This window comes from Arcticibacter svalbardensis MN12-7 (assembly GCF_000403135.1).
Lineage (GTDB): Bacteria > Bacteroidota > Bacteroidia > Sphingobacteriales > Sphingobacteriaceae > Arcticibacter > Arcticibacter svalbardensis.
Genome location: NZ_AQPN01000127.1, coordinates 1 through 21,086 on the forward strand (window position 1 = coordinate 1; position 21,086 = coordinate 21,086).

At 40.3% G+C, this 21,086-nt stretch carries 17 protein-coding genes; 6 read left to right on the forward strand and 11 right to left on the reverse strand.

Features of this window, described 5'->3' with window-relative positions; translation table 11 throughout:
* The 3 genes from ADIARSV_RS17130 to ADIARSV_RS17140 all read left to right on the forward strand — a co-directional run.
* Nucleotides 1–2,650 (forward strand): SusC/RagA family TonB-linked outer membrane protein (locus tag ADIARSV_RS17130; protein ID WP_040300499.1); only part of this gene is annotated, 2,650 nt, incomplete at its 5' end.
* Nucleotides 2,651–2,670: 20 nt separating this feature from the next.
* The gene (locus tag ADIARSV_RS17135; RefSeq protein WP_016196903.1) at nt 2,671–3,984 is read left to right on the forward strand and encodes a RagB/SusD family nutrient uptake outer membrane protein; all 1,314 of its coding nucleotides are present in this window, start codon (nt 2,671–2,673) and stop codon (nt 3,982–3,984) included.
* A 31-nt stretch (nt 3,985–4,015) separates the two neighbouring features.
* Entirely contained in the window at nt 4,016–5,821 is a 1,806-nt protein-coding gene (locus tag ADIARSV_RS17140; RefSeq protein ID WP_016196904.1) for a serine hydrolase domain-containing protein, read from the forward strand.
* A 23-nt stretch (nt 5,822–5,844) separates the two neighbouring features.
* Here the strand turns inward: ADIARSV_RS17140 and ADIARSV_RS17145 are convergent, their stop codons facing one another.
* Genes ADIARSV_RS17145 through ADIARSV_RS17160 form a run of 4 tightly spaced genes read right to left on the reverse strand, consistent with a single transcriptional unit; the run spans nt 5,845 to nt 9,815 of the window.
* On the reverse strand, nt 5,845–6,609 hold the full coding sequence (locus ADIARSV_RS17145; protein WP_040300501.1) for a glycosyltransferase family 2 protein: 765 nt from the start codon (nt 6,607–6,609) through the stop codon (nt 5,845–5,847).
* A complete protein-coding gene (locus tag ADIARSV_RS17150; RefSeq protein WP_016196906.1) occupies nt 6,602–7,852 on the reverse strand; it encodes a glycosyltransferase in 1,251 nt (416 codons plus the stop codon). Before ADIARSV_RS17150 ends, ADIARSV_RS17145 begins: the two co-directional genes overlap by 8 nt.
* A 7-nt stretch (nt 7,853–7,859) precedes the next feature.
* Nucleotides 7,860–8,783 carry a glycosyltransferase gene (locus ADIARSV_RS17155; RefSeq protein ID WP_016196907.1) on the reverse strand — a complete coding sequence of 308 codons (924 nt, stop codon included), beginning with the start codon at nt 8,781–8,783 and terminating at the stop codon, nt 7,860–7,862.
* A 15-nt stretch (nt 8,784–8,798) separates the two neighbouring features.
* Nucleotides 8,799–9,815, reverse strand: coding sequence for a glycosyltransferase (locus ADIARSV_RS17160; protein ID WP_016196908.1), 1,017 nt, complete (start codon nt 9,813–9,815; stop codon nt 8,799–8,801).
* A gap of 64 nt (nt 9,816–9,879) precedes the next feature.
* Here ADIARSV_RS17160 and ADIARSV_RS17165 point away from each other — a divergent pair, with 64 nt between their 5' ends.
* Complete coding sequence (locus ADIARSV_RS17165; protein WP_016196909.1) at nt 9,880–11,373, forward strand: polysaccharide biosynthesis C-terminal domain-containing protein; 1,494 nt, start codon at nt 9,880–9,882, stop codon at nt 11,371–11,373.
* Between the two features lie 61 nt (nt 11,374–11,434).
* Here the strand turns inward: ADIARSV_RS17165 and ADIARSV_RS17170 are convergent, their stop codons facing one another.
* Together ADIARSV_RS17170 and typA are read right to left on the reverse strand one after the other, a co-directional pair.
* Nucleotides 11,435–12,319, reverse strand: a complete 885-nt coding sequence (locus ADIARSV_RS17170; RefSeq protein WP_016196910.1) for an FkbM family methyltransferase — start codon at nt 12,317–12,319, stop codon at nt 11,435–11,437.
* A 511-nt stretch (nt 12,320–12,830) separates the two neighbouring features.
* Nucleotides 12,831–14,636 (reverse strand): translational GTPase TypA, encoded by a 1,806-nt coding sequence (gene typA / locus ADIARSV_RS17175; protein ID WP_016196912.1) that lies wholly within the window; start codon nt 14,634–14,636, stop codon nt 12,831–12,833.
* 109 nt (nt 14,637–14,745) lie between these two features.
* Between typA and ADIARSV_RS21305 the strand changes: the two genes are divergently transcribed.
* Nucleotides 14,746–14,901 (forward strand): FeoB-associated Cys-rich membrane protein, encoded by a 156-nt coding sequence (locus ADIARSV_RS21305; protein ID WP_016196913.1) that lies wholly within the window; start codon nt 14,746–14,748, stop codon nt 14,899–14,901.
* On the opposite strand, the gene ispF is transcribed toward ADIARSV_RS21305, so the two are convergent.
* Together ispF and porV are read right to left on the reverse strand one after the other, a co-directional pair.
* Complete coding sequence (ispF, locus tag ADIARSV_RS17180; protein ID WP_016196914.1) at nt 14,890–15,387, reverse strand: 2-C-methyl-D-erythritol 2,4-cyclodiphosphate synthase; 498 nt, start codon at nt 15,385–15,387, stop codon at nt 14,890–14,892. The two genes, ADIARSV_RS21305 and ispF, sit on opposite strands and share 12 nt — an antisense overlap.
* Nucleotides 15,388–15,438: 51 nt before the next feature.
* Entirely contained in the window at nt 15,439–16,599 is a 1,161-nt protein-coding gene (gene porV, locus ADIARSV_RS17185; protein WP_152439933.1) for a type IX secretion system outer membrane channel protein PorV, read from the reverse strand.
* 147 nt (nt 16,600–16,746) lie between these two features.
* Here porV and ADIARSV_RS17190 point away from each other — a divergent pair, with 147 nt between their 5' ends.
* The gene (locus ADIARSV_RS17190; RefSeq protein ID WP_016196916.1) at nt 16,747–18,309 is read left to right on the forward strand and encodes an SUMF1/EgtB/PvdO family nonheme iron enzyme; all 1,563 of its coding nucleotides are present in this window, start codon (nt 16,747–16,749) and stop codon (nt 18,307–18,309) included.
* Nucleotides 18,310–18,371: 62 nt separating this feature from the next.
* Here ADIARSV_RS17190 and ADIARSV_RS17195 read toward each other — a convergent pair whose 3' ends face one another.
* From ADIARSV_RS17195 to ADIARSV_RS17205, 3 genes are read right to left on the reverse strand one after another with little or no spacing between them, the layout of a single operon-like run.
* Nucleotides 18,372–19,034 (reverse strand): DUF4159 domain-containing protein, encoded by a 663-nt coding sequence (locus tag ADIARSV_RS17195; protein ID WP_016196917.1) that lies wholly within the window; start codon nt 19,032–19,034, stop codon nt 18,372–18,374.
* A gap of 14 nt (nt 19,035–19,048) precedes the next feature.
* Nucleotides 19,049–19,747 carry a 16S rRNA (uracil(1498)-N(3))-methyltransferase gene (locus tag ADIARSV_RS17200; RefSeq protein ID WP_016196918.1) on the reverse strand — a complete coding sequence of 233 codons (699 nt, stop codon included), beginning with the start codon at nt 19,745–19,747 and terminating at the stop codon, nt 19,049–19,051.
* A gap of 8 nt (nt 19,748–19,755) precedes the next feature.
* Nucleotides 19,756–21,081, reverse strand: a complete 1,326-nt coding sequence (locus tag ADIARSV_RS17205) for a hemolysin family protein (protein ID WP_016196919.1) — start codon at nt 21,079–21,081, stop codon at nt 19,756–19,758.
* Between the last annotated feature and the right edge of the window lie 5 nt (nt 21,082–21,086).

Here is a 21,086-nt window from a genome sequence, read left to right on the forward strand (position 1 = left end):
AGTGGTAACAGGTACAGCCGTTGCAACGAGCAAAAGGCAACTGGGTAATGCAATTTCCACGGTGTCAGCCAGAGACATCCAGAATAGTACGGCAACATCGGTAGATCAGGCCATGTCGGGTAAAATTGCTGGTGCACAAATCAGTCAGAACTCAGGGAACCCTGCCGGCGGAATCAGTGTTCGCTTGCGCGGAATCAGCACAGTAGTTGGTTCCAGTGATCCATTGTACATTGTAGATGGTGTAATTGTCAACAATAGCTCGGATCAGCTGCTTGACCTTGGAGGATATAGTCAGAATCGTATGGTGGACATTAATCCGGCAGATATTGACCATATTGAAATTATTAAAGGTGCAGCAGCGGCAGCAATCTACGGCTCCAGAGCGAGCAATGGTGTAGTACAACTGTTTACTAAAAGAGGTAAGGCTGGAAAACCGGTTGTTAACTTTTCTACACAGTTCAGATCGAATTCGCTTCGTAAAAAGTTAGAATACAATGAATACCCTTTCCGCTTTACGAATACGACGGTTACTGATTTATCGCAAACTGCAGTAGAACGGTATGATTACCAGTCTGATATTTTCAGAGGAGCCATTGGAACAGAAAACAATATCTCGGTATCCGGAGGCACAGAGAACACCCAATATTTTATGAGCGGTTCTTTTTTAGGAAATCAGGGTATTGTAAACGGCTCTGATTTTAAGAGAGGGGGTGGGAGAATCAGGGTAGATCAAACATTAAATAAATGGTTAAAAGCAACATTTAATTTCAATTACTCGCTTAGCGGCAGTAAGGAAATTCCCAATGGTGGAATTAATGAGGCTTATGGTGCACTGACCGGCTTCATTTTTAGCAATAACTTTATTAATCCGCAGCCTGATCCGGTTACTGGAATCTATCCTTCTACGGCGCCTATCGCTATATTAAGTCGTACTAATCCACTTGAGGCAGTTAATCGTTTTGACTTTTCTCAAAAAACAAGCAGGGTGATTGGCAATCTGCAATTAACGACAACTCCTGCTAAAGGTTTGTCTGTAAACTACATTTTAGGCTATGACAACTCCACTCAGCTGGGTACAGGTTTTATTCCGGTTGGAAATACAACACCATCCTATAACCAGGGTTATTCACGCCGTGCGGATCGGATCGCACTGCTGTTGAACAATGATTTAAACGTAGCCTATAAAACAAAAATAGGTTCTTCTATTGAGTCGTCAACAGGTTTCGGCGCTACCGCACAAACTGAACATGTAAATAGTTCTTCCATAACGGCTACTCAATTAGGTCCTGTGAGTCAGGTAGCCTCCAACGGCGCAACTATTCTCTCCGTTGAAAACCGTTCCGTATTGAACATCTTAGGTTTTTATTTGCAGGAGACCTTAGGTTTTAAAGATAAATTGTTCCTTACCGGTGCCATTAGAAATGACGCAGCTTCTGTTTTTGGATCTAATGAGCGATGGCAATACTATCCTAAGGCCAGTGTAGCCTATATTCTTTCTGAAGAAGGTTTTTGGAAAAACTCTTCGTTAGCTACCGTAATTCCTAGTTTAAAGTTAAGGGCTTCTTATGGCCAGTCGGGTAACCTGACTGCTATCGGGCCTTATGATCGAATCACCAGCTACTCCACTGTATCCGTTGGTGGTTTACCGGGTATCGCCTCTCCTGGTTTATTAGGTAACGCAAATATTAAGCCGGAACGACAGATCGAAAAAGAGGTGGGAATAGACGCCAGTTTCCTGAATGACCGTTTAGGTCTTGAGTTTTCTTACTACCAGAAAGATGTGGAAGACTTGTTGTTGCAAGCTAACCTGTCTTTAAGTTCAGGGTTCATAAGCCAGTTCCAAAATATTGGCAACATGACCAATAAAGGTCTGGAAGTATTATTAAGAGGTGTACCGGTTAAAAGTAAAAATCTACAATGGACCTCTATTGTCAACTTCTCCATCAACAAAAACAAAGTATTTGATATACCAGGTGGCTTAGTCACATTTTCCAATGGTTTTGGAGCGGTAGCTGCTGTAAATGGTTATGCATTGGGTACGTTTTATGGTGCTAGTTTTGCCCGCAATGCAGATGGTTCCTTATTACTAACGACAGGAGGATTACCACAGGTTGAACGAGTAGGACGTACTTCTGCTGGACAACCTACCGGTGCTACTTTGTTAAAGGTTATTGGCGATCCTAATCCTAAATGGACAGGATCGTTTATTAATGAAGTGTCCGTTGGCAATAACTGGTCATTCAGGGCACAACTTGATGCTTCTGTGGGAGGCGATATCTTCAACTTTACGAAGAGGGTTGGTGACCGTGATTTATATGGAGGATTAAAAGGTTACGAGGCTGAGTTAAAGGGTGAAGTCCCGAAAGGCACATCTGCTGCGCTATTTCCAATTTTTGAAAACTGGATTGAGGATGGCTCTTTTCTAAAAATACGCGAAGTATCTGTTTCCTATGCGATGAAACCTCAGTTTTTGAAAGGCAATAACATGCGGGTAACCCTTTCTGGCAGAAACCTGTTCTCTTTTGACAATTACAGTGGTTTTGATCCGGAAACAAATGCTGCAGGTCAAAGCAATGCAGTACGTGGATTTGACTTTGTTGAGGTACCTATACCAAGAACAATAGCTCTGGCTCTTAATCTAAGCTTCTAAACATTATTCAAAAGACAATCATGAAAAACAGTTATAGATATACTTCATCCCTGCTTATTGCAGGTTTATTATCGGTTCTCTCCTCCTGCGAGCTTGATCAGGTGAATCCGAATGCAGCTACTGATGCAGATGCGACAACTACCCGTGAAGGGATCATTGCCCTGAGTATTGGTGAACGCCAGTTTTATTCCACATCAGGATTGACCTCCAATTTGGTTTATCCTTCTGTTACTTCCCGTGAAATTAAAGGCGTTTCTACGGGCCTCACCACTATTGAGCTGGAAGCCGGCGGATCAACAATCTCCACAAACAACGCGGCTACGTTAAGCTACTGGTCTAACATGCAGCGCATCATGCAAATGAGCGAAAGCATTATCAACAATGCCCCACAAATAACTACGCTGGAGAGCACGATGTTAAGTGGAATCATGGCACAGGCTTATCTTTTTAAAGCGATGGCGCTTGCTGAACTGGCCAGTGCTTTTGAGCAGGTGAATTTAAATACCAGCACTACGGATAAAGTAACATTTGTAGGCCGTGCTGAGGTAATGACGGAAGTACTCCGGTTGCTTAATCAGGGCCTGAACGAGGTAAACACTACACCTCCATCAGCTACTTTTACATCTACTGTAACCGGTGCTGATTTTGATTTAAAAAACACGCTATATGCAATGCTGGCGCGTTATAACCTAATGGCCGGTCGTTATCAGGATGCATTAACTCAAGCCAATCTGGTTGATCTGACTAAAAAATCGCAGTTTGTTTATAATACACTAACGATCAATCCGCTATACACCGTTTTTGGGGTAACTAAATCATACCGACCCCGTGCTAATTTCGGTTTAAGTGCTGATCTATTTGAAGCTGCCGATCAGCGTCTAGGATTCTATCTGACTACACCAACAGCTACTGTAAACACAGATGTGGTAGCTACTCTGTCTGGTTTTTCGGCACAAACATCCCCTATCCCCGTGTATTTAACTGACGAAATTAAGCTGATCAAAGCAGAGGCAATCTTAAGAAACAATGGTTTACTTGCTGATGCTTTAACGCTGATTAATGAAGTAAGGACACAAACTGCTGGCGATCCATTTGGAGTAAACGCTGGGTTACCTGCATATAGTGGTGCCATTTCGAAAGATGCCCTATTATTAGAAGTATATAAACAACGGTGTGCTGAATTGTATTTAAGCGGGTTAAAGTGGGAAGATACACGCAGATTTGGACGCCCGACTCCTCCGACAAATAATACAGAAAGTAACCGCGTCTTTTATCCTTATCCGGATCAGGAACGCCTGAATAATTCAAATACACCTGCTGACCCTGCTATCTAAAACTGAAGGGTTTAAATTTATAAATTTATTGATGAAGAAGGCTATCGTTTTGGTTTTAATATTATTGTCCGCTGTATCTGTAATCTGGGCGCAAAATGCTCCTTTAAAATTGCTTCAGGAAGAGCAGACAGCAGCCAGAGAGATTGTAGTTTTAACTAACGGCAGTCAGCTCCTGCCGTTAGTATCCTTACAGGATCTTAAAATTGCAACCGTTCATATCCATTTTAAAAACGCTGCTTTGCTGGATAGTATGGTTAATAAATACTATGCCGCTGATGCTTTTAATACCGATACGATTAAAGGCACCAATGGATACAATGCGCTGAATGACAGACTAAAACTCTATAACTTCATCATCTTTGCACTCTCAGATCAAACACCAGTCAGCGCAGATCTGATTAATTTGATTCAGGAAAAAAGCAAGACAGGCAAAGCAGTGGTTGTGTTTACCGGCCGCGGAAAGAGTCTGGCCAGACTGAATACATTGACCACACCTGTGCTTTGGTACAAATCGGATACTCAGTCTGGAGCATCTGTAGCCGCGCAATTAATTTTTGGCGGCAGGAGCACATCCAACAGATTACAGGAAACTTTTAGTCCCGGTTATAAAAAAGGTGCTGGTACTTCAATCAGTAAAATCAGGCTCCAATATACATTACCGGAAGATGCAGGCATCAATAGCCAGGCCCTAAGATCTATTGATGCCGTAGTTGAAGAAGGCATTAAAGCGCGTGCTATGCCGGGAGCCGTGGTATTGGTCGTAAAAGATGGTAAAGTGGTATTTCACCAGGCATACGGAAAGCATACCTATGATGGAAATGAAGTCATGAAACAAAATGACATCTTCGATCTGGCTTCTGTAACCAAAATATCGGCTACAACAATGGCTGTGATGCGGCTATATGAGCAAAAGCGCATTCAATTAGACTCCCCTATCAGCAAGTACATTGCCTTAACCCGTAGCATTCCTGATAAAAAAAATATTGCGGTTAGAGAAGTAATGCTGCATCAGGCTGGATTTACTCCTTTTATTCCCTTTTATGAGCATTTAAAACCTTCAGACACGAGCAAGGATTCATCGTCATTCTATAGTATTAAAGTGGCTGATGGCTATTTCATCAGGGGGAATTACTTTGATGAGGTGATGTGGCCGGAGATGCTAAACTCTAAAGTAGTAACAAGGGGCAAATATGTATACAGCGACCTGAGCATGTATTTCATGCGTGAAATTATTGAAAAAGCTACCCATGAAAAGCTAAATGCGTATACCTTAAAGGAGTTTTACAATCCTCTGGGCTTACAGGCTACAGGCTTTTTACCAAGGAACCGTTTCCCTAAAAACCGTATCGTTCCTACTACGGAGAAAGACAGCTGGTTCAGGAATATGCTTTTGCAAGGCTTTGTTCATGATCCGGGAGCAGCAATGGCAGGTGGGGTAAGTGGACATGCCGGTTTATTTGCCAACGCAAATGATCTGGCCATTTTATTTCAGATGGTATTGAACAAGGGAACTTACGGTGGCCGCAGCTATTTTGAACCCGCTACTATCAATCTGTTTACTTCGCGACAATCCACTGTAAGCAGAAGGGGGTTGGGTTTTGACCGCTGGGATCCGGATACTACACTGCATTATCCTTCTGCATTGGCTTCTGATCAGACTTTTGGACATACTGGCTATACGGGCACCTGCATTTGGGTTGATCCGAAATATAACCTGATCTATATCTTTCTTTCTAACCGGGTATATCCGGAAGTGATTGGAAATAAGTTGCAGACTTTAAACATTCGCGGACGAATTCAGGATATTATCTATAAGGCAATCTTAACTAAAAATTGAGTTTAAGATTGTTTACAAATCCCTTAATCGTTTGTCTTTCTATGTTTCAGGTAATAACTGATCAGCTTTGCGGCAATGACCACGTGATTAATCAGGTTGGGGATTAAACCATAATGTTTAGTGAAGATTTTAAAACGTTCCTGCAGACTTTGGCGGTGTTTAGCTTTCGACATCCCTCCTACCAAATATTTGGCAACATAACGATTGGTATTACTGATCTTCTTTGCTTTCTGTACAGCATTGAGGATCCAGTCAATATCGGCACTGAGCTGGTATTGCAGGTCGTAGGGAGAGATTAAAGATCTTCGGATATAAATGGCCTGGTGCGAGATGCTCATGCCATAGCGAAAGCTGTCGTGCGTAAAAGTAGTAGGTGCCTCATGTCTTCTGCGTCCCAGACTTTCCCATTGCTCATTATACATTTCCGTTTCTCCATAATAGATATCCGCATTCTCTGCAGAGGCAAATACCTGCTCTACGGTATCAGGAGCATAAAGCTCATCCCCGGAATTCATAAATAAAACATAATCACCCGTGGCCAGCGCCAGTCCTTTATTCATCGCATCGTAGATTCCTGCATCTTTTCCACTAACGAGTTTGGTAATTTTAGACTGGTATTTCGCAATGACCTCCATGGTACCATCCGTTGAATTGCCATCTATGATAATGTACTCAATAGCAGGATACGTTTGGTTGATGATAGAAAGAATAGTGCGTTCAATAGCCTTTACGTTGTTATACACGACGGTAATGACACTTAGAACGGGTTGATGATCCTGATTATTCATGGTAAAGATCTAAATGTTTTTGCGCTATAGTTTCCAGATTGAAATTTTCTGATGCACACTTTCTTGCAGCTGCAGAAAGACCGGCATAATCAGGATTATTCAGGATCGTATAAATTCCATTCGCTAAATCTTTTGTATCCTTTAGCGAGGCAAGGTAGCCGTTAATGCCATGTTGCACAATATCGGTTACACCCGATGTGCGGAATGCGACAACAGGGGTTCCACAAGCTAAACTCTCCAGGGCGGTATAACCCATACTTTCTTCCAATGAAGGGAAAACGAATACATCGGCAAGACTATACAACTTGACTAATACTAAATCGCTACTTATTTTACCCATAAAACGATGGGCAATAGGGATATCAAGAGAATCACCTTCGGCATTACTGCCATAAAATAAAAGGATCATCCTGCCTTTGTCCACCCCTGGATGCGCCAATAAATGAGTAATTGCTTCTTTAAGCTCCGGAAGTCCTTTATGACGATCCGATTCGGATGGCATATATCCTGCAAGAATCACTTGTGCCTGTGGATCTATATCAAATTCAGCGCGACATTCCGCTTTATTTAAAGGCCTGAAAATATCGGTTTCCAATGCATTGGAGATGACCCGTACCTGCTTATTCGCAGAAAGTGAGGCATCAAGAGCACATTGTCCCATCCAAACACTAGGGGCAATAAATGTAAAATCGAATTTCCGATAAGCTTTACTTTTCGCAAGCCAGGTACGGTGCGAAAGATCGTTTGCCGATGGGGATTTTAATGCGGGACATTCTCCACATTCCTGCTTAAAATTAGTACATCCGTAACGCACGTGACAACCACCGGTTATGGGATTACTATCGTGAAGGGTCCAGAAAATCTTCTTATTCAGTTGAGCCAGCTCAGCCATCTTCGATGGGGATAAAAAGCCATGATTGATCCAATGGATATGAATGACATCAGCATCCTGAAGGACCTTTATCGTTAAGGGTGAAATACCGAAACGCTGCAGGGAGTAGGGAATTTGCTTTCCCTTTAAAAAGGGCTTAATCAAAAAGCGCTCTGCAAGAATATTACACACTGCCTGGATGCGGCCTACTAATGTATTCGAAATGGCCGTTACACCGGATTGCGGATTAAACTGGTAAAGACAGATAACCTGCGAATCGATACCAAGTAGCTTTAACCCCTGATTGAGGCGTAATACCGCCCTTCCTGCCCCTCCGTTGCCATCATAGGTATTGAGATGTATAACTTTCAATCGCTTTTTATTTATTATGGGCATTAATTTTCCACTTGGTGATTACATGATTTAAATACCGGATTCCGCGTTGAAGATAGGTTCCTTTGCGATGCTTCAGGAAATCTTTCACTGCCCTGTAGGCGGTTTCATTTTCCTTAATTACATCAGGAAATTTAGAAATCCTGAAATTATTCATCTCTCCTGCATAAATGGTGCTTACGCCGGAATGTACTCCTGTACCGTCATGCCCTATATTTTCTATAAGCGATATGGCCGGATTTAAAGAAAGTCCCTTGTTGAGGAATACGGAAGAGTACCATCTGATGGCCCATGAATTATTCCTTCCATGTTTGAACTCCATCACGTGTTTCCAGAAGTTCATTGATCCTTCTAATTGAAACTGGTATTTTGAACTGGTATCGAACTTAGAGATAATGGTGTCTATATTGGGTTCAAATTTCTTCCATGCTCTATCCCATGTTGCCCATGCCTGACTACTCGCTATGCGTAGTAAAAAGGTTTCGGGAAGATTATTCGCTTTCAGGGGATACATGAAAGCGGTGATATGCATCACCTGCTCTACGCCCTGGTATTTTGTTAATCCTTCATTGAAATACTGAAGCGTAAACGGAGAAGTGATGACATCATCTTCAAAAACGATTACCTTCCCATATTGGTGGGTTAATCGGGTCACACCATCAATAACGGAATTTGCTAATCCAAAATTCTTATCCCTGTTGATCACTTCAACAGATTTAAAACCATCTACACTTTTAATGAGGTCTCTAACAGCTTTTACATTTTCTTCGTCACCAGCTCTGGCTCCATCGGAAAATATAAATAAACGGGATTCATCAGCCAGAAAATTCTTCTGCAGAAAGTTAATGGTCCGGCGAGCATGGTCAGGACGGTTATAAACGAAAAGTGCGATAGGAGCAAAATTTTGCATAGATCTGATTTTAAATTATAACTCTTCTGTATTGACGAGTCCTAAATTACCTGCTAATCCGTCATGGACCGCTTTTAAAAATTTAGTGTAATTTTTCTGTTTGGCAGTTAAGATACTGATGATCCGTTGGCCAAACAAGTATAAAGATTTATTCAGTTGATATATAAGGGGGTTTGTAACAGCAGTGTTGGAATTAAAGAAAATACTGTTGCGTACCTGGTAATAACTGCGGAAGCTCCATTGATCCAAAAAGATGGAGCGCCATGGCTTTGTTACGTACGTCACACCGTAAGAGCGGTCAATATCCTCGATCTGGCTACTGGAAACAAGCCATATAGCTCCTCCAGCCTGTGTAATCCGGTAAGTATATTCAGAATCATCGGCATATAAGAAAAAGCGTTCATCGGGGTACCCGATCTTTTGCATCAGCTGCCGGTGTAAAAACAAACCACCATAGGGAACATAGGGCATTACGGCAAGTGCTTTTAAGGGTCTGTTTTTGCGAAACTTATCGCGGAACTTATAGTATTGGTTAACGGGAATTTGAAAAACATTGAAGCCCATAAAACTATTGGGAACCCTGTAATAACGATTTGCATTCTCACCCCGGGCAATATTGAGATGCTGTTTGCGGTCAAGCCGTAAAGAAAATAAGGCTTGCTGATCTTGCTTTAAGATATTGCTGTTATTTTCCCAGGCACTAAGGAGTTGCTGTAGCGCCTCTGTATGGGGAAGGTTATCATCGTCCAGAAGCCAGAGAAAATCAGCGTCAGTTTGGTTGATGAAGCATTCCATTCCGACTTTATAACCTCCTGCAGAGCCTTTATTATCTGCATTGGTAATTACATGAATCCGATGGTCCTGCAATTCCCTACAGTGAGCATCAACGCTATAAGCGGAAGCATTGTCTACAACAATGATACTAGTAACCTCCTCAAGGCTAATTACACGGTTTAGAATTTGCTTTAATAATAACCACCTATCACCATAGGTAACAATTAACACACAAATATTATATGTTATCTTTGACATCTTATCCTTGCAAGTTTACGATAGATAAGAAGATTTTACAAGCTAAAAACCACCTTAATTTCTGATGGGAATTATTCAGCAGCAAACTATAAAAGGAACCTTCTACTCTTATCTGGGCGTATTTATTGGATTTCTTTCCGTTTACTTATTACAACCGAATGTACTGACTCCCGAACAAGTAGGCTTAATTGGCCTTCTAAGTTCATTTCCTATACTTTTCGCCCAGTTTTCGGTGCTTGGATTTAATGCTACCGCAAGGATTTTTCCTTATTTTAGAGATGAGAAAACACATGATCATGGGTATCTGGGACTCGCCTGTTTAATCTCTATAATTGGGTTTGCCCTTTTCGTGGTGCTGGCGATTTTATTTAAAGACCAGATTGTACAGCCGGAGACTTCGGGAAACGCCCTGTTTGACCAGTATTTTTGGTATTTGATCCCTTTAACTTTTTTCACTGTATTTTTCAATGTGTTTGAGTTGTATATAAGGATGTTGTATGATACCACAACAGGCCGAATCTTAAGGGAATTTACACAACGCGTATTTGTGCTGATTGCATTGTTATTGCTTCTCTTTTCGGTTTTGGATTTTGAAGACTTCATGTGGGCATGGCTACTTGCCAATATTATCCCTACAGGGATCCTGATGTACCGTTTACATAAGCGAAATCAGCTTTCCTTTCAGATTCATATTAAGTTCCTTACTCCAGCCATCCGAAAGCAATTGATTCAGTTGTCTATTTTTGGAATACTAACAGGTGCTTCTCCATTTATTATAATTAATGTCGATAAATACATGATCAACAAGGCGTTTGGTTTGGCCGATACTGGGATTTACACGTTAGCTATTGCTTTCGCCACTATTATCAATTTACCGGCACGTTCGCTGTATAGCATAGCCTATACGGTTATTGCCCAGGCATGGAAAGATAATAATATGGAAAGCATTGCTTCGGTATATCGTAAAAGCTGTATTAGTCAGATTATCAGCACCCTATTTCTGTTTACGCTGATTTGGGTGAACATTGATAATATTTACCATGTACTGCCACCTGCATATGCTTCGGGTAGGTATGTAATATTTTTTGTAGGTCTGGGATACCTGATTGATGCTTCAACAGGGGTTAACGGTGTGATTCTCTCTACGTCAAAGTATTACAAATATGATTCCTTTTTTAACTTTGCGCTGATCGCAATTATCATAGGAGCAAACCTGATCTTCATTCCTCTTTATGGAATAACCGGTGCAGCTATTGCTTCAGCGCTTACCTTTTTCATTTTTAACCTTGCCCGGTACCTGTTTATCCTTTTTGTATTTAAGTTTCAGCCCTTCAATTACAATACACCTTTGGTACTTCTTACCGGTGTAGTCACTTATTATCTGGTTCATTTCATTCCGTCCTTACCGAACTTCATTGCTGATGGAATTATGCGAACAGGACTGGTGACTGTATTATTTGGAGGCACTGTATATTATTCGAAGTTTTCACAGGATATTAACAATTTGATCGATAGTTCCCTTGTAAAGGTTAAAAAAGTGATCGGAATGGATAACTAATATCTCTGGTTTACTTCCGTAACCAGCACTAAAAATGTCACACCATGATCGACTAAGAAACTTAATGGGTTGCTCTTATTAATCCTTTTCTAAAAAATGGAGGTTGAGGTGTTTCGCCTTTATCCTTGCTCAAGAAATACATTAACCCTTTAGTAGATTCAATTTTATATCCTTTTTCAGCAAGCTCGGCACTGAATCGTTTAAAATCCCCTTGTTGATGATACGTACAGAGCGCTATTTTAGGATGATATTGTTGTATGGTCTGCTCCATTCCCTTCAATACCTGATCTTCAACCCCCTCTACATCAATTTTAACAAAATTGGGGACTATTGATTTTTCTGCAATAAAGGTATCAATGCTGATATTATCCGAATCGTTTTTATCGGAAACGAATCTGGAAATGATCTGCACTTTGCCTTTCCATGGCGCAAAAGTTGCCTGGAGTGCTTCTGACCATTCGGAATCGCGTTCAAAGAGGATGACCTTTCCAAGGAGATCAATATTAGAAAGTGGGAAGATCCCTTCGGCTGATCCTACATCGAAAAGAATGTCTCCCTGTTTAAGGAAAAACTGCGCATTGGTATAACGGTGAGGGGAATCGGGATCCTGTTCTTTAAGCAATCCGTTATAAAGCATTTTGATCGTGGTGATATTGTATGACCTTTTAAAGTACAAACGATGACCCTGATGATTGACAAAAGAAAGATGGTTTGACGGGTCTTTAAAAACCTCAATATCATGAAAATTATATTTATCGCTGAAAGTTCCTAAAAACACACCTAGCTGATGATTCTTCAGATAAGCTACTGCCTGCTGATATTCAGGATCGGTGGGGGGATTGGCACTAAAATAGGTCAAAATATTATTGCGCACGTTTGAAGCCTCCTTTTTTCCTTTATAACTAGTTAAACGGCACGTTACCTTGTATATTAGTTTATCCAGCATGTTCATGAAATAAAAGTAGAACCTTTTCAGTAAAAAGCAATTTTAAATCCATTTTATTCTAATCTATAAGTCGGATTTTTATTAAATCCTTACTATTCGTTATTTCAACCCTTTAATTGGTACTACCAGGGTATTGAATATTGCGCAGATTATACCCACCTGAACCGCACCTTCTCCGCACATTCTCCGCTCGGCTAGTGGACAACTTGAGAATGAGAACGGAAGTAGTTCCCTTTCAAATTATACCTATACTTTAAATTTTTCGGTTAAAAATAAAAGGACTTATGTTACAAAATTAGATCTGCATCGTTGCAGATGAATAGTAAAAGGTATAACGCATGGATAAGCATGTTCGTCCGATACAAAAGATAATAAGGAAAGGTTTATTCGAAAAATTCTACAAACAAAAAAGGCTGAAGAAAAAGGATTATATCCAATTCTTCAGCCTTTTGATATGGATTAAAATCCAGAACCCTTATACGTAAAGGGCTGCTGTGTTTAACCCTATTATTTAAACAAATTTCTTTGCATTCACCTTACGTTCGGCTTCGTTCAAATAGATCTTACGAAGACGCATGCTCTTAGGAGTAATTTCAATATACTCATCACTTTGAATATATTCCATTGCTTCTTCTAGAGAGAACTTGATAGCAGGAGAAATACGAGCGTTATCATCTGTACCAGATGCACGCATATTTGTTAATTGTTTTCCTTTAGTCAGGTTAATAACCAAATCATTATCTCGGATATGCTCGCCTAAGATCTGACCTTCATAAACATCAACTCCCGGATCGATAAAGAAACGACCTCTGTCCTGCAATTTATCAATTGCATAAGCAGTAGTCATACCCTTGTCCATAGATACTAAAACTCCGTTTGAGCGACCAGGAATGGTACCTTTCCAAGGCTCATAGCCTTTTAATCGGTGTGCCATAGTTGCCTCACCTGCTGTTGCAGTTAAAACGTTGTTTCTTAATCCAATAATACCACGAGCGGGAATATCAAATTCAAGATGTTGTAAATCTCCCTTAGGTTCCATGATCAATAATTCACCTTTACGCTGAGTTACTAATTCAATTACCTTTCCAGAAACATCTCCGGGAACGTCAACGATCAGTACTTCTACCGGTTCGCATTTTTTACCATCAATTTCTTTCAGGATTACCTGTGGCTGACCAACCTGAAGCTCATAGCCTTCGCGACGCATAGTTTCGATCAATACAGATAAATGTAATATACCTCTACCGTATACCAGATAAGAATCAGGAGATTCTGTTTCTAATACCTTAAGGGCAAGATTTTTCTCCATTTCTTTGAAAAGGCGTTCACGTAAGTGACGGGAAGTAACAAACTTTCCTTCTTTACCGAAGAATGGTGAGTTATTGATGGTGAACAACATGTTCATTGTTGGCTCATCAATATGAATTACAGCAAGTTGTTCCGGATTGTCAATATCAGCGATTGTATCACCAATATCAAAACCATCAATACCAACTACTGCACAGATATCACCTGCGCTAACTTCTTTCGCTTTGATTTTACCTAATCCTTCGAATGTATAAAGCTCCTTGATACGTGTTTTTTGAATCGTACCGTCACGTTTTACCAACGAAACTGCCATATTTTCTTTAATCACACCTCTGGCAACACGTCCAATTGCAATACGACCAACAAAAGAGGAGTAATCCAATGATGTGATCTGCATTTGTAGCGTTCCTTCGGATACGGGTGCCGGTGGAATGTTCTCCAGGATAGAGTCTAATAATGGAAAAATGTCTTCTGTTTTTTCTTTCCAGTCATGACTCATCCATCCTTGTTTGGATGAACCGTAGATAACAGGGAAGTCTAACTGATCTTCTGTTGCATCCAGGTTATAGAAAAGTTCGAAAATAGATTCGTAAACTTCTTCCGGGCGACAGTTCTCTTTATCCACTTTGTTGACAACAACAATAGGTTTTAATCCTAATGCCAATGCTTTTTGAGTAACAAAACGAGTTTGAGGCATCGCTCCTTCAAATGCATCAACAAGCAAGATTACACCATCAGCCATTTTAAGAACCCGTTCTACTTCACCACCGAAATCGGCGTGACCAGGAGTGTCAATGATGTTGATCTTAACTCCCTTATAATTAACGGATACGTTTTTAGCTACAATAGTAATTCCTCGCTCACGTTCAAGATCGTTGCTGTCCAGAATTAATTCACCAGTTTCTTCATTATCCCTGAATAACTGACAAGAGTGTAAAATTTTGTCAACAAGGGTAGTTTTACCGTGGTCAACGTGTGCAATGATTGCAATGTTTCTGATATTCTGCATGAAATGCCCTAAAAATTTTTTGCAAAGGTACAATATTTATCGTAAGAAAGTGTGTTTGAACTTTAAAATAACATGACAATCAGCACGTAATAAAATTATACCTTTGTACATGGGCATCCAGGAAGTACTTGTTTTGGTGTTATTTATATTAGCGGCAGCCTATATAGGCCGCCTTATTTACAGAAGTTTGCATGCTAAAAGTGGCTGTGCATCAGGCTGTGGGAAGTGTGGAGCGGACTTTTCTGAGGTGAAACTAAAGGACTAAACTGGTTACCACTTTCTCGATAAGGCAAACGGCATAGGCCACTACGCCTTCCTCCCGACCAATAAATCCCATTTTTTCATTGGTAGTTGCTTTTATGGAGATATCCTCTTCGCTTATACCAACAGCTTCGGCTATGTTTTTTTTCATTGCTGGCACGAGTGGGTTGATTTTAGGGGCTTCCAGACAGATCATGGCATCTATATTTCCAATTCGCCATCCCTTTTCTGTAATAAGACGAACGCATTCTTTAAACAGTAACATGCTGCTGATTCCTTTCCATCGGTCATCCTGATTAGAAAAATGCTGACCAATATCTCCAAGATTCGCTGCACCTAATAATGCGTCGCAAATAGCATGAAGCAATACATCCGCATCAGAGTGTCCGTATGCTCCGGAATGATGTTCTAACTGAACTCCGCCAACAATAAATGGATGATTTTCTTTTAATTCATGGACATCAAAGCCAAATCCTACTTTTATTTTCATGTTGTTATTCTTTTTTTAAATTATGGAGGGCTCTATTTAAACAGGCTTTTTTTATTTAATGGCATACATTAGGGAGAAACGTAAAGAATTGGCAAGCGGACTTCGTTGAATACTTGCCAGCAGGTAGGAGAAATCAAGATTTAACTGACTGTATTTGAAACCAGCTCCCATAGTTAGAAAACGCCTCTCCCCTTTATCGGGGTTTTCGTAATAATAACCGGTACGCAATGCAAACTTCTGATCGAAAAGATACTCGAGTCCAGCACCTATACTTATTTCCTTTAATTCCTCTGAAAACCCACCTGGTGCATCAGAGAAAGATCCGAATATACCTGATGGAACCGATCTATCGGTTGATCTTCCTGTACTGATATTTCCATCTGCATCCGTTTGAGGAGGAGTAGGGACAAGAAGTTTGTTGAAGTCCAGCGCCACAGTAAGTTGATTTTGCTTATCAGGATGCAGTGTTAATGCGCTTCCAATTTTTAAATTAGTGGGCAAAAACTGCTTATTATCGTCATTGAGATAACTTATTTTATTCCCTATATTGGAAAGGTTGATACCAAAGGCGAGGTCCGATGGTTTCCCTGAAAGTTGAATTTCCTTTTTATAATAGGCTGATAAATCGGCCGCAAAAGCAGTTCCGGCACTGGATTGCTGACTATTCACCAGAACATCGCTGGCTATTTTTGAGTAAATAAACCGGAAAGTGGTAGCCAGAGAAAGTGAGTTACCAAAGGATCTGGCAAAGGTTCCATCAATGGAGAAATCGCTTGGGTTGTAGGTCCCCGTTGCGACAGATGAGGCATCGCGCAATTCTATCTCACCCATTGAAAAGTATTTGAAGGAAAGGCCAATTGTGTTTCTACTGTCCGTTTTATAATATCCGCTTAAATAAGCCATATAAATATCGGGAGCTAGTTGCTGCAACCAGGGGGTATAAGACAAAGAAATAGCCGATTTATGGTCTGCAAACGCTATTTTAGAGGGATTCCAGTGGATAGAATTCACATCTGGTGAAGTTGCAACACCTGCATCGCCCATAGCTCCGGAACGGGCATCAGGACTGATCAATAAAAAGGGTACTGCGGTCTGAATTTTTTCCGTTAGCACCGTTCCTGTATACCCTGCAACCTGTGCTTTGCTTTCAATTAAGCAAACCAATAATAGAAAGGAAAACATAAATACAGTTCGGCTGGAACAAAATATCATGTATAAAAGTAGGTATATTAAACAACGTCTAATGAATTTTAATATTAATACATGCTTTTATTAGATATAAAAAAGGCTTTTACATAGCTATTTTTGTTAAGTACTCGATAATTTGCTATTTTTACAATTCAATGTTTTAAACATTAAATGAAAAGATTATCTATATTTTTTGTCTCAGGAATTCTCATTGGAACAGTTGGTTTAGTTACATCATGTAAGACCAAGAGCGCATCCTCAAACACGGGATGGGCTTATAATGACAGCAAAAATGGCGGTTTTACTGTTGCAAAAAATGTTAAACCGGCACCTGGTCCTGGTTTAATTGCAATAGAAGGCGGAACATTTGTAATGGGCGGAAGCTTACAGGAAGATCTTGCTTATGAATATGATAATATAAAAAGAAGAGTAACTGTACCCTCTTTTTATATGGATGAAACTGAAGTATCGAATGTAAATTGGGGTGAATATCTGTACTGGATTCAACGGAATTTCCCGAATGACCGCGAGTATTATTATAATGCGCTTCCGGATACTCTGGTATGGCGTCGTCCCCTTTCCTATAATGAACCTTATGTAGAAAATTACCTTAGACACCCGGCTTATCAGGATTATCCTGTAATTGGAATCAGCTGGGATCAAGCCAGAGAGTATGCTGAATGGCGTACAGACAGGGTTAACGAGCAGATTTTACGTTCCAGAGGTATAATGGTTGATTTCGCAACACTTGCTGGTAAGGGAGGTAAAGCTACTGCTGATCCTTTTAATACAGATATTTATTTGAATGGTCAATACCAGGGTGAGGGTATTGATGGAAAGAGAATGCCTGCAAATTTAAATCCTGCCGCCAATGCTACGGGAAATAAAGGAAGCAATAGCGCTCGTCGTCCGGTTAGAAAGGAAGATGGCGTATTACAAGAACACTACCGTCTTCCATCTGAAGCAGAGTGGGAATATGCTGCTCTTGCTCTGTCAGGTAATTCCTCAAATGAAAACATAGAGGATGGGAAAATTTATCCATGGACAGGCTTAGGGGTGCGTTCTGCTTCGAAGAAAACTCAGGGTCTTATTATGGCCAATTTTAAAAGAGGCGAAGGTGATAACATGGGTGTTGCTCGTGGACTAAATGATAAGGCTGATATTACTGCTGCGGTAAGAAGCTATATGCCCAACGATTTTGGCTTGTATAACATGGCTGGAAATGTAAATGAATGGGTTGCTGATACGTACAGAAAAATGTCGTTTGAAGATTTCAATGACTTCAATCCTTTCCGTGGGAATGAATACGTGAATAAACGGATGGCTGATACTAAAAAAGGAACCTTTGCCAAGGATAAGTATGGTAGGCCAATTAAAGATGCTGCTACATCAAGAAGGAAACAAACCTGGGCAGAATTGAACGGACAAACAGATAGTACAACTGTTTTATCTGAGGCCAAATTCAATAATGACATGCGCGGGTTTAAGGATTCTGTTAACGAGGATTTATATGGGGTAACGACTTTAGTAAATGATCGTTCGAAGGTTTATAAGGGTGGGTCATGGAATGATCGAGCTTATTGGTTAAATCCTGCCACACGTAGATTTATGCCTGAAGATGAGACGAGTGCTGAGGTAGGATTCCGTTGTGCAATGAGTATGGTTGGTTCTCCGGTGATCAATACCAGTGGGCAGAAAAATTTTACAATTCCTAAAAAGAGAAAATCAAAATAGTTATATTTTTCAATTTGCATTAAGGCGGCTTACTGTCTTAATGCAAATTGCATTAGGACAGCTTACTGACTCAATGCAAATTGAATTAAATTTGCGCCCATTTTAAGGGCCTTTTGACGGGTTGCCTCAGAATCCCCTTCATACGTTCCATAGTCTTCCCAACCGTTGCCTAAATCGCATTCATATGTATAAAAACAAACTATCCTTCCTTTATAGATCAAAGCAAAGCCTTGGGCTCGTTTACCATCATGCTCATGTACTTTAGGTAGACCTCCTTGAAAATCATATTTCTGATGATAAATAGGATGTGATGCAGGGAGCTCAACAAAACTCAACTCCGGAAAAACCTTCTTCATTTGTGGCCTTACATACTGGTCAAGGCCGTAGTTGTCGTCAATATGAAGAAACCCTCCTCCTATTAGATATTTTCTTAGATTTTCGGCTTCTGCTGCTGAAAACAGGATATTTCCATGTCCGGTTACATATACAAAGGGATATTGGAAAAGCGTAGCACTGCCTACATCTGCAATACCTTCCTCGGGATCCATATTTGTAGATAGGTTTAGATTACAAAAATTAACCAGATTTTGAAGCGCTGTTCTGTTTGCGTACCAGTCTCCTCCTCCGTTATACTTAAGTCTGGCTATTTTAAATGACGGAGCAGATGCACAAAGAAAGAGGATTGGTAATACAATGAGCATGGCCAAAGATCCTGTCTTTTTCATCTTCTGTATCTTTTTTATCGGTTGAGAAAGTTAAGCTCAAAACAGGCTTCCAGAGCAGCTGTTTCTGTGCGTAAACGACTAGTACCTAAAGTGAGTGATTGATAGCCATTAGACAGGGCAGATTCAAGTTCTTGAGGTGTAAAATCGCCCTCAGGTCCAATTAGCACAGTATACCGATCATGTTTTATTAAATCAGTTGAAAATTGCAGCTTGTTTCCATCCATACAATGAGCAATATAACGTTGTCCAGGGCTGTTTTTTATAAAGTCTTTGAACCGTACCTGTTCATTTAATTGTGGATGATAGGCTTTAATAGACTGTTTTACGGCTGAAGTAATGATTTTGTTAAGCCTTTCAAATTTCACTTCCTTTCGCTCAGAGCGGTCGCAAATAAGAGGGGTGATTTCGTCAATCCCAATCTCTGTGGCTTTTTCTACAAACCATTCCAATCGTTCCATATTTTTGGTTGGAGCGATTGCAATGTGTAGATAGTGATTTCTTTTACCATATTCCCTGACGCAATTAACGATGGTCAGGGACGTTTTTTTAGGATCAGCCTGAACGATTTTAGCGTCGTAAAGACCTCCCTTACCATCAATCAGCTGGATGATATCATTTTGCTGGAGGCGCAATACGCGGATACAGTGTTTACTTTCCTCTGTATTTAAGTCGTATTGATCTCCTGTTATATCCGGAGTATAGAACAAATGCATAATCAGTATTAACGTTCATCTACCATATCTTCCTGGGTAATAACCAGGTCTAATTTTACAGATTCGATATTCTGTTCTGTCTTTTTCATTATTGTAATGACATATCCATAAAACTCTTTCCGCTCGCCTACTTCTGGAATTTTACCAAACAGATCGCCAACAAGTCCTCCAACAGTATCATAATCTTCATCCTCAGGCAAATCATGTGGAAGATGTTCATTTACGTCATAAATAGAGGCAGAGGCATTGACAATAAACTCATGTTCAGATACCTTTTCTACAATAGGTTTCTCTTCATCAAACTCATCCTGGATTTCACCGACAAGCTCTTCAACGATATCTTCCAGAGTAACCATACCTGCAGTACCACCAAATTCATCTAATACAATGGCAATTTGAATGCGCCTAAGCTGAAACTCAGCCATCAGATCATTAATTTTCTTTGATTCAGGGATGAAATAGGGTTTTCTGATAATATTGCTAACCAGCATTTCCTTCTTATCAGCAATGATAGGGAGGATATCCTTGGCGTGAATAATACCTACGATTTTATCTATAGTTTCGTCATAAACAGGAATACGCGAATATCCCTCTCTAACGACTGTTGCTATTACTTCTTCGGGAGCAATAGTAAGTTCTATTGCTGACATTTTGGTCCGGGGAACCATAATATTTTTAACGACACGCTCATTAAAGTCAAATACATTTTTAATCAATTCATGCTCATTACTATCCAGAGCACCACTTTCTTTACTTTGTTCGAGTAAATATTGAAGTTCTTCGGAACTATGAGCAGCCTCATGACCACCTATGGCACTTACGCCTATAATTTTCAAAATCAAATTTGCAAAGCCATTCAGCAACCATATAAAGGGGCGGAATACCATGTAAAAATAATGAAGAGGCAGGGATATAGCCATGGTTACACCAATAGGCTTTTGGATCGCTATAGATTTTGGAGCAAGTTCCCCAAAAACAATATGTAATATGGTGATAAAGGTGAAGGCAATAATAGGAGCAGCAGTTTTAGTGAAAGATGCCATAACCTCTGGGTTTGCTCCAACGCTTACCAGAATGTTCCGTATGACGTGTTCCATTACTTCCTCACCGACCCATCCCAGTCCTAAAGATGCAAGTGTAATACCTAACTGTGTTGCAGCCAGGTAACCATCTAAGTGCTGGGTAATATGTTTGGCCGTATTAGCAATTCGACTACCAGACTTTGCTTGAATTTCAATCTGTGAAGCCCTGACCTTTACTATTGCAAACTCTGCGGCTACAAAAAAGCCATTTAATACAACAAGGAAAAAAGTCCAAAATATTTGGATTCCCATTTATT

Coding starts and splice junctions, on each gene's coding strand:
- ADIARSV_RS17205 (WP_016196919.1), bottom strand. CDS start 21,081: ATGGGAATCCAAATATTTTGGACTTTTTTCCTTGTTGTATTAAATGGC.
- ADIARSV_RS17165 (WP_016196909.1), top strand. CDS start 9,880: ATGGGAATTATTCAGCAGCAAACTATAAAAGGAACCTTCTACTCTTAT.
- typA (WP_016196912.1), bottom strand. CDS start 14,636: ATGCAGAATATCAGAAACATTGCAATCATTGCACACGTTGACCACGGT.
- ADIARSV_RS17135 (WP_016196903.1), top strand. CDS start 2,671: ATGAAAAACAGTTATAGATATACTTCATCCCTGCTTATTGCAGGTTTA.
- ispF (WP_016196914.1), bottom strand. CDS start 15,387: ATGAAAATAAAAGTAGGATTTGGCTTTGATGTCCATGAATTAAAAGAA.
- ADIARSV_RS17145 (WP_040300501.1), bottom strand. CDS start 6,609: ATGAATAATCAGGATCATCAACCCGTTCTAAGTGTCATTACCGTCGTG.
- ADIARSV_RS17190 (WP_016196916.1), top strand. CDS start 16,747: ATGAAAAGATTATCTATATTTTTTGTCTCAGGAATTCTCATTGGAACA.
- ADIARSV_RS17155 (WP_016196907.1), bottom strand. CDS start 8,783: ATGCAAAATTTTGCTCCTATCGCACTTTTCGTTTATAACCGTCCTGAC.
- ADIARSV_RS21305 (WP_016196913.1), top strand. CDS start 14,746: ATGGGCATCCAGGAAGTACTTGTTTTGGTGTTATTTATATTAGCGGCA.
- ADIARSV_RS17160 (WP_016196908.1), bottom strand. CDS start 9,815: ATGTCAAAGATAACATATAATATTTGTGTGTTAATTGTTACCTATGGT.
- ADIARSV_RS17200 (WP_016196918.1), bottom strand. CDS start 19,747: ATGCATTTGTTCTATACTCCGGATATAACAGGAGATCAATACGACTTA.
- porV (WP_152439933.1), bottom strand. CDS start 16,599: ATGATATTTTGTTCCAGCCGAACTGTATTTATGTTTTCCTTTCTATTA.
- ADIARSV_RS17195 (WP_016196917.1), bottom strand. CDS start 19,034: ATGAAAAAGACAGGATCTTTGGCCATGCTCATTGTATTACCAATCCTC.
- ADIARSV_RS17140 (WP_016196904.1), top strand. CDS start 4,016: ATGAAGAAGGCTATCGTTTTGGTTTTAATATTATTGTCCGCTGTATCT.
- ADIARSV_RS17170 (WP_016196910.1), bottom strand. CDS start 12,319: ATGCTGGATAAACTAATATACAAGGTAACGTGCCGTTTAACTAGTTAT.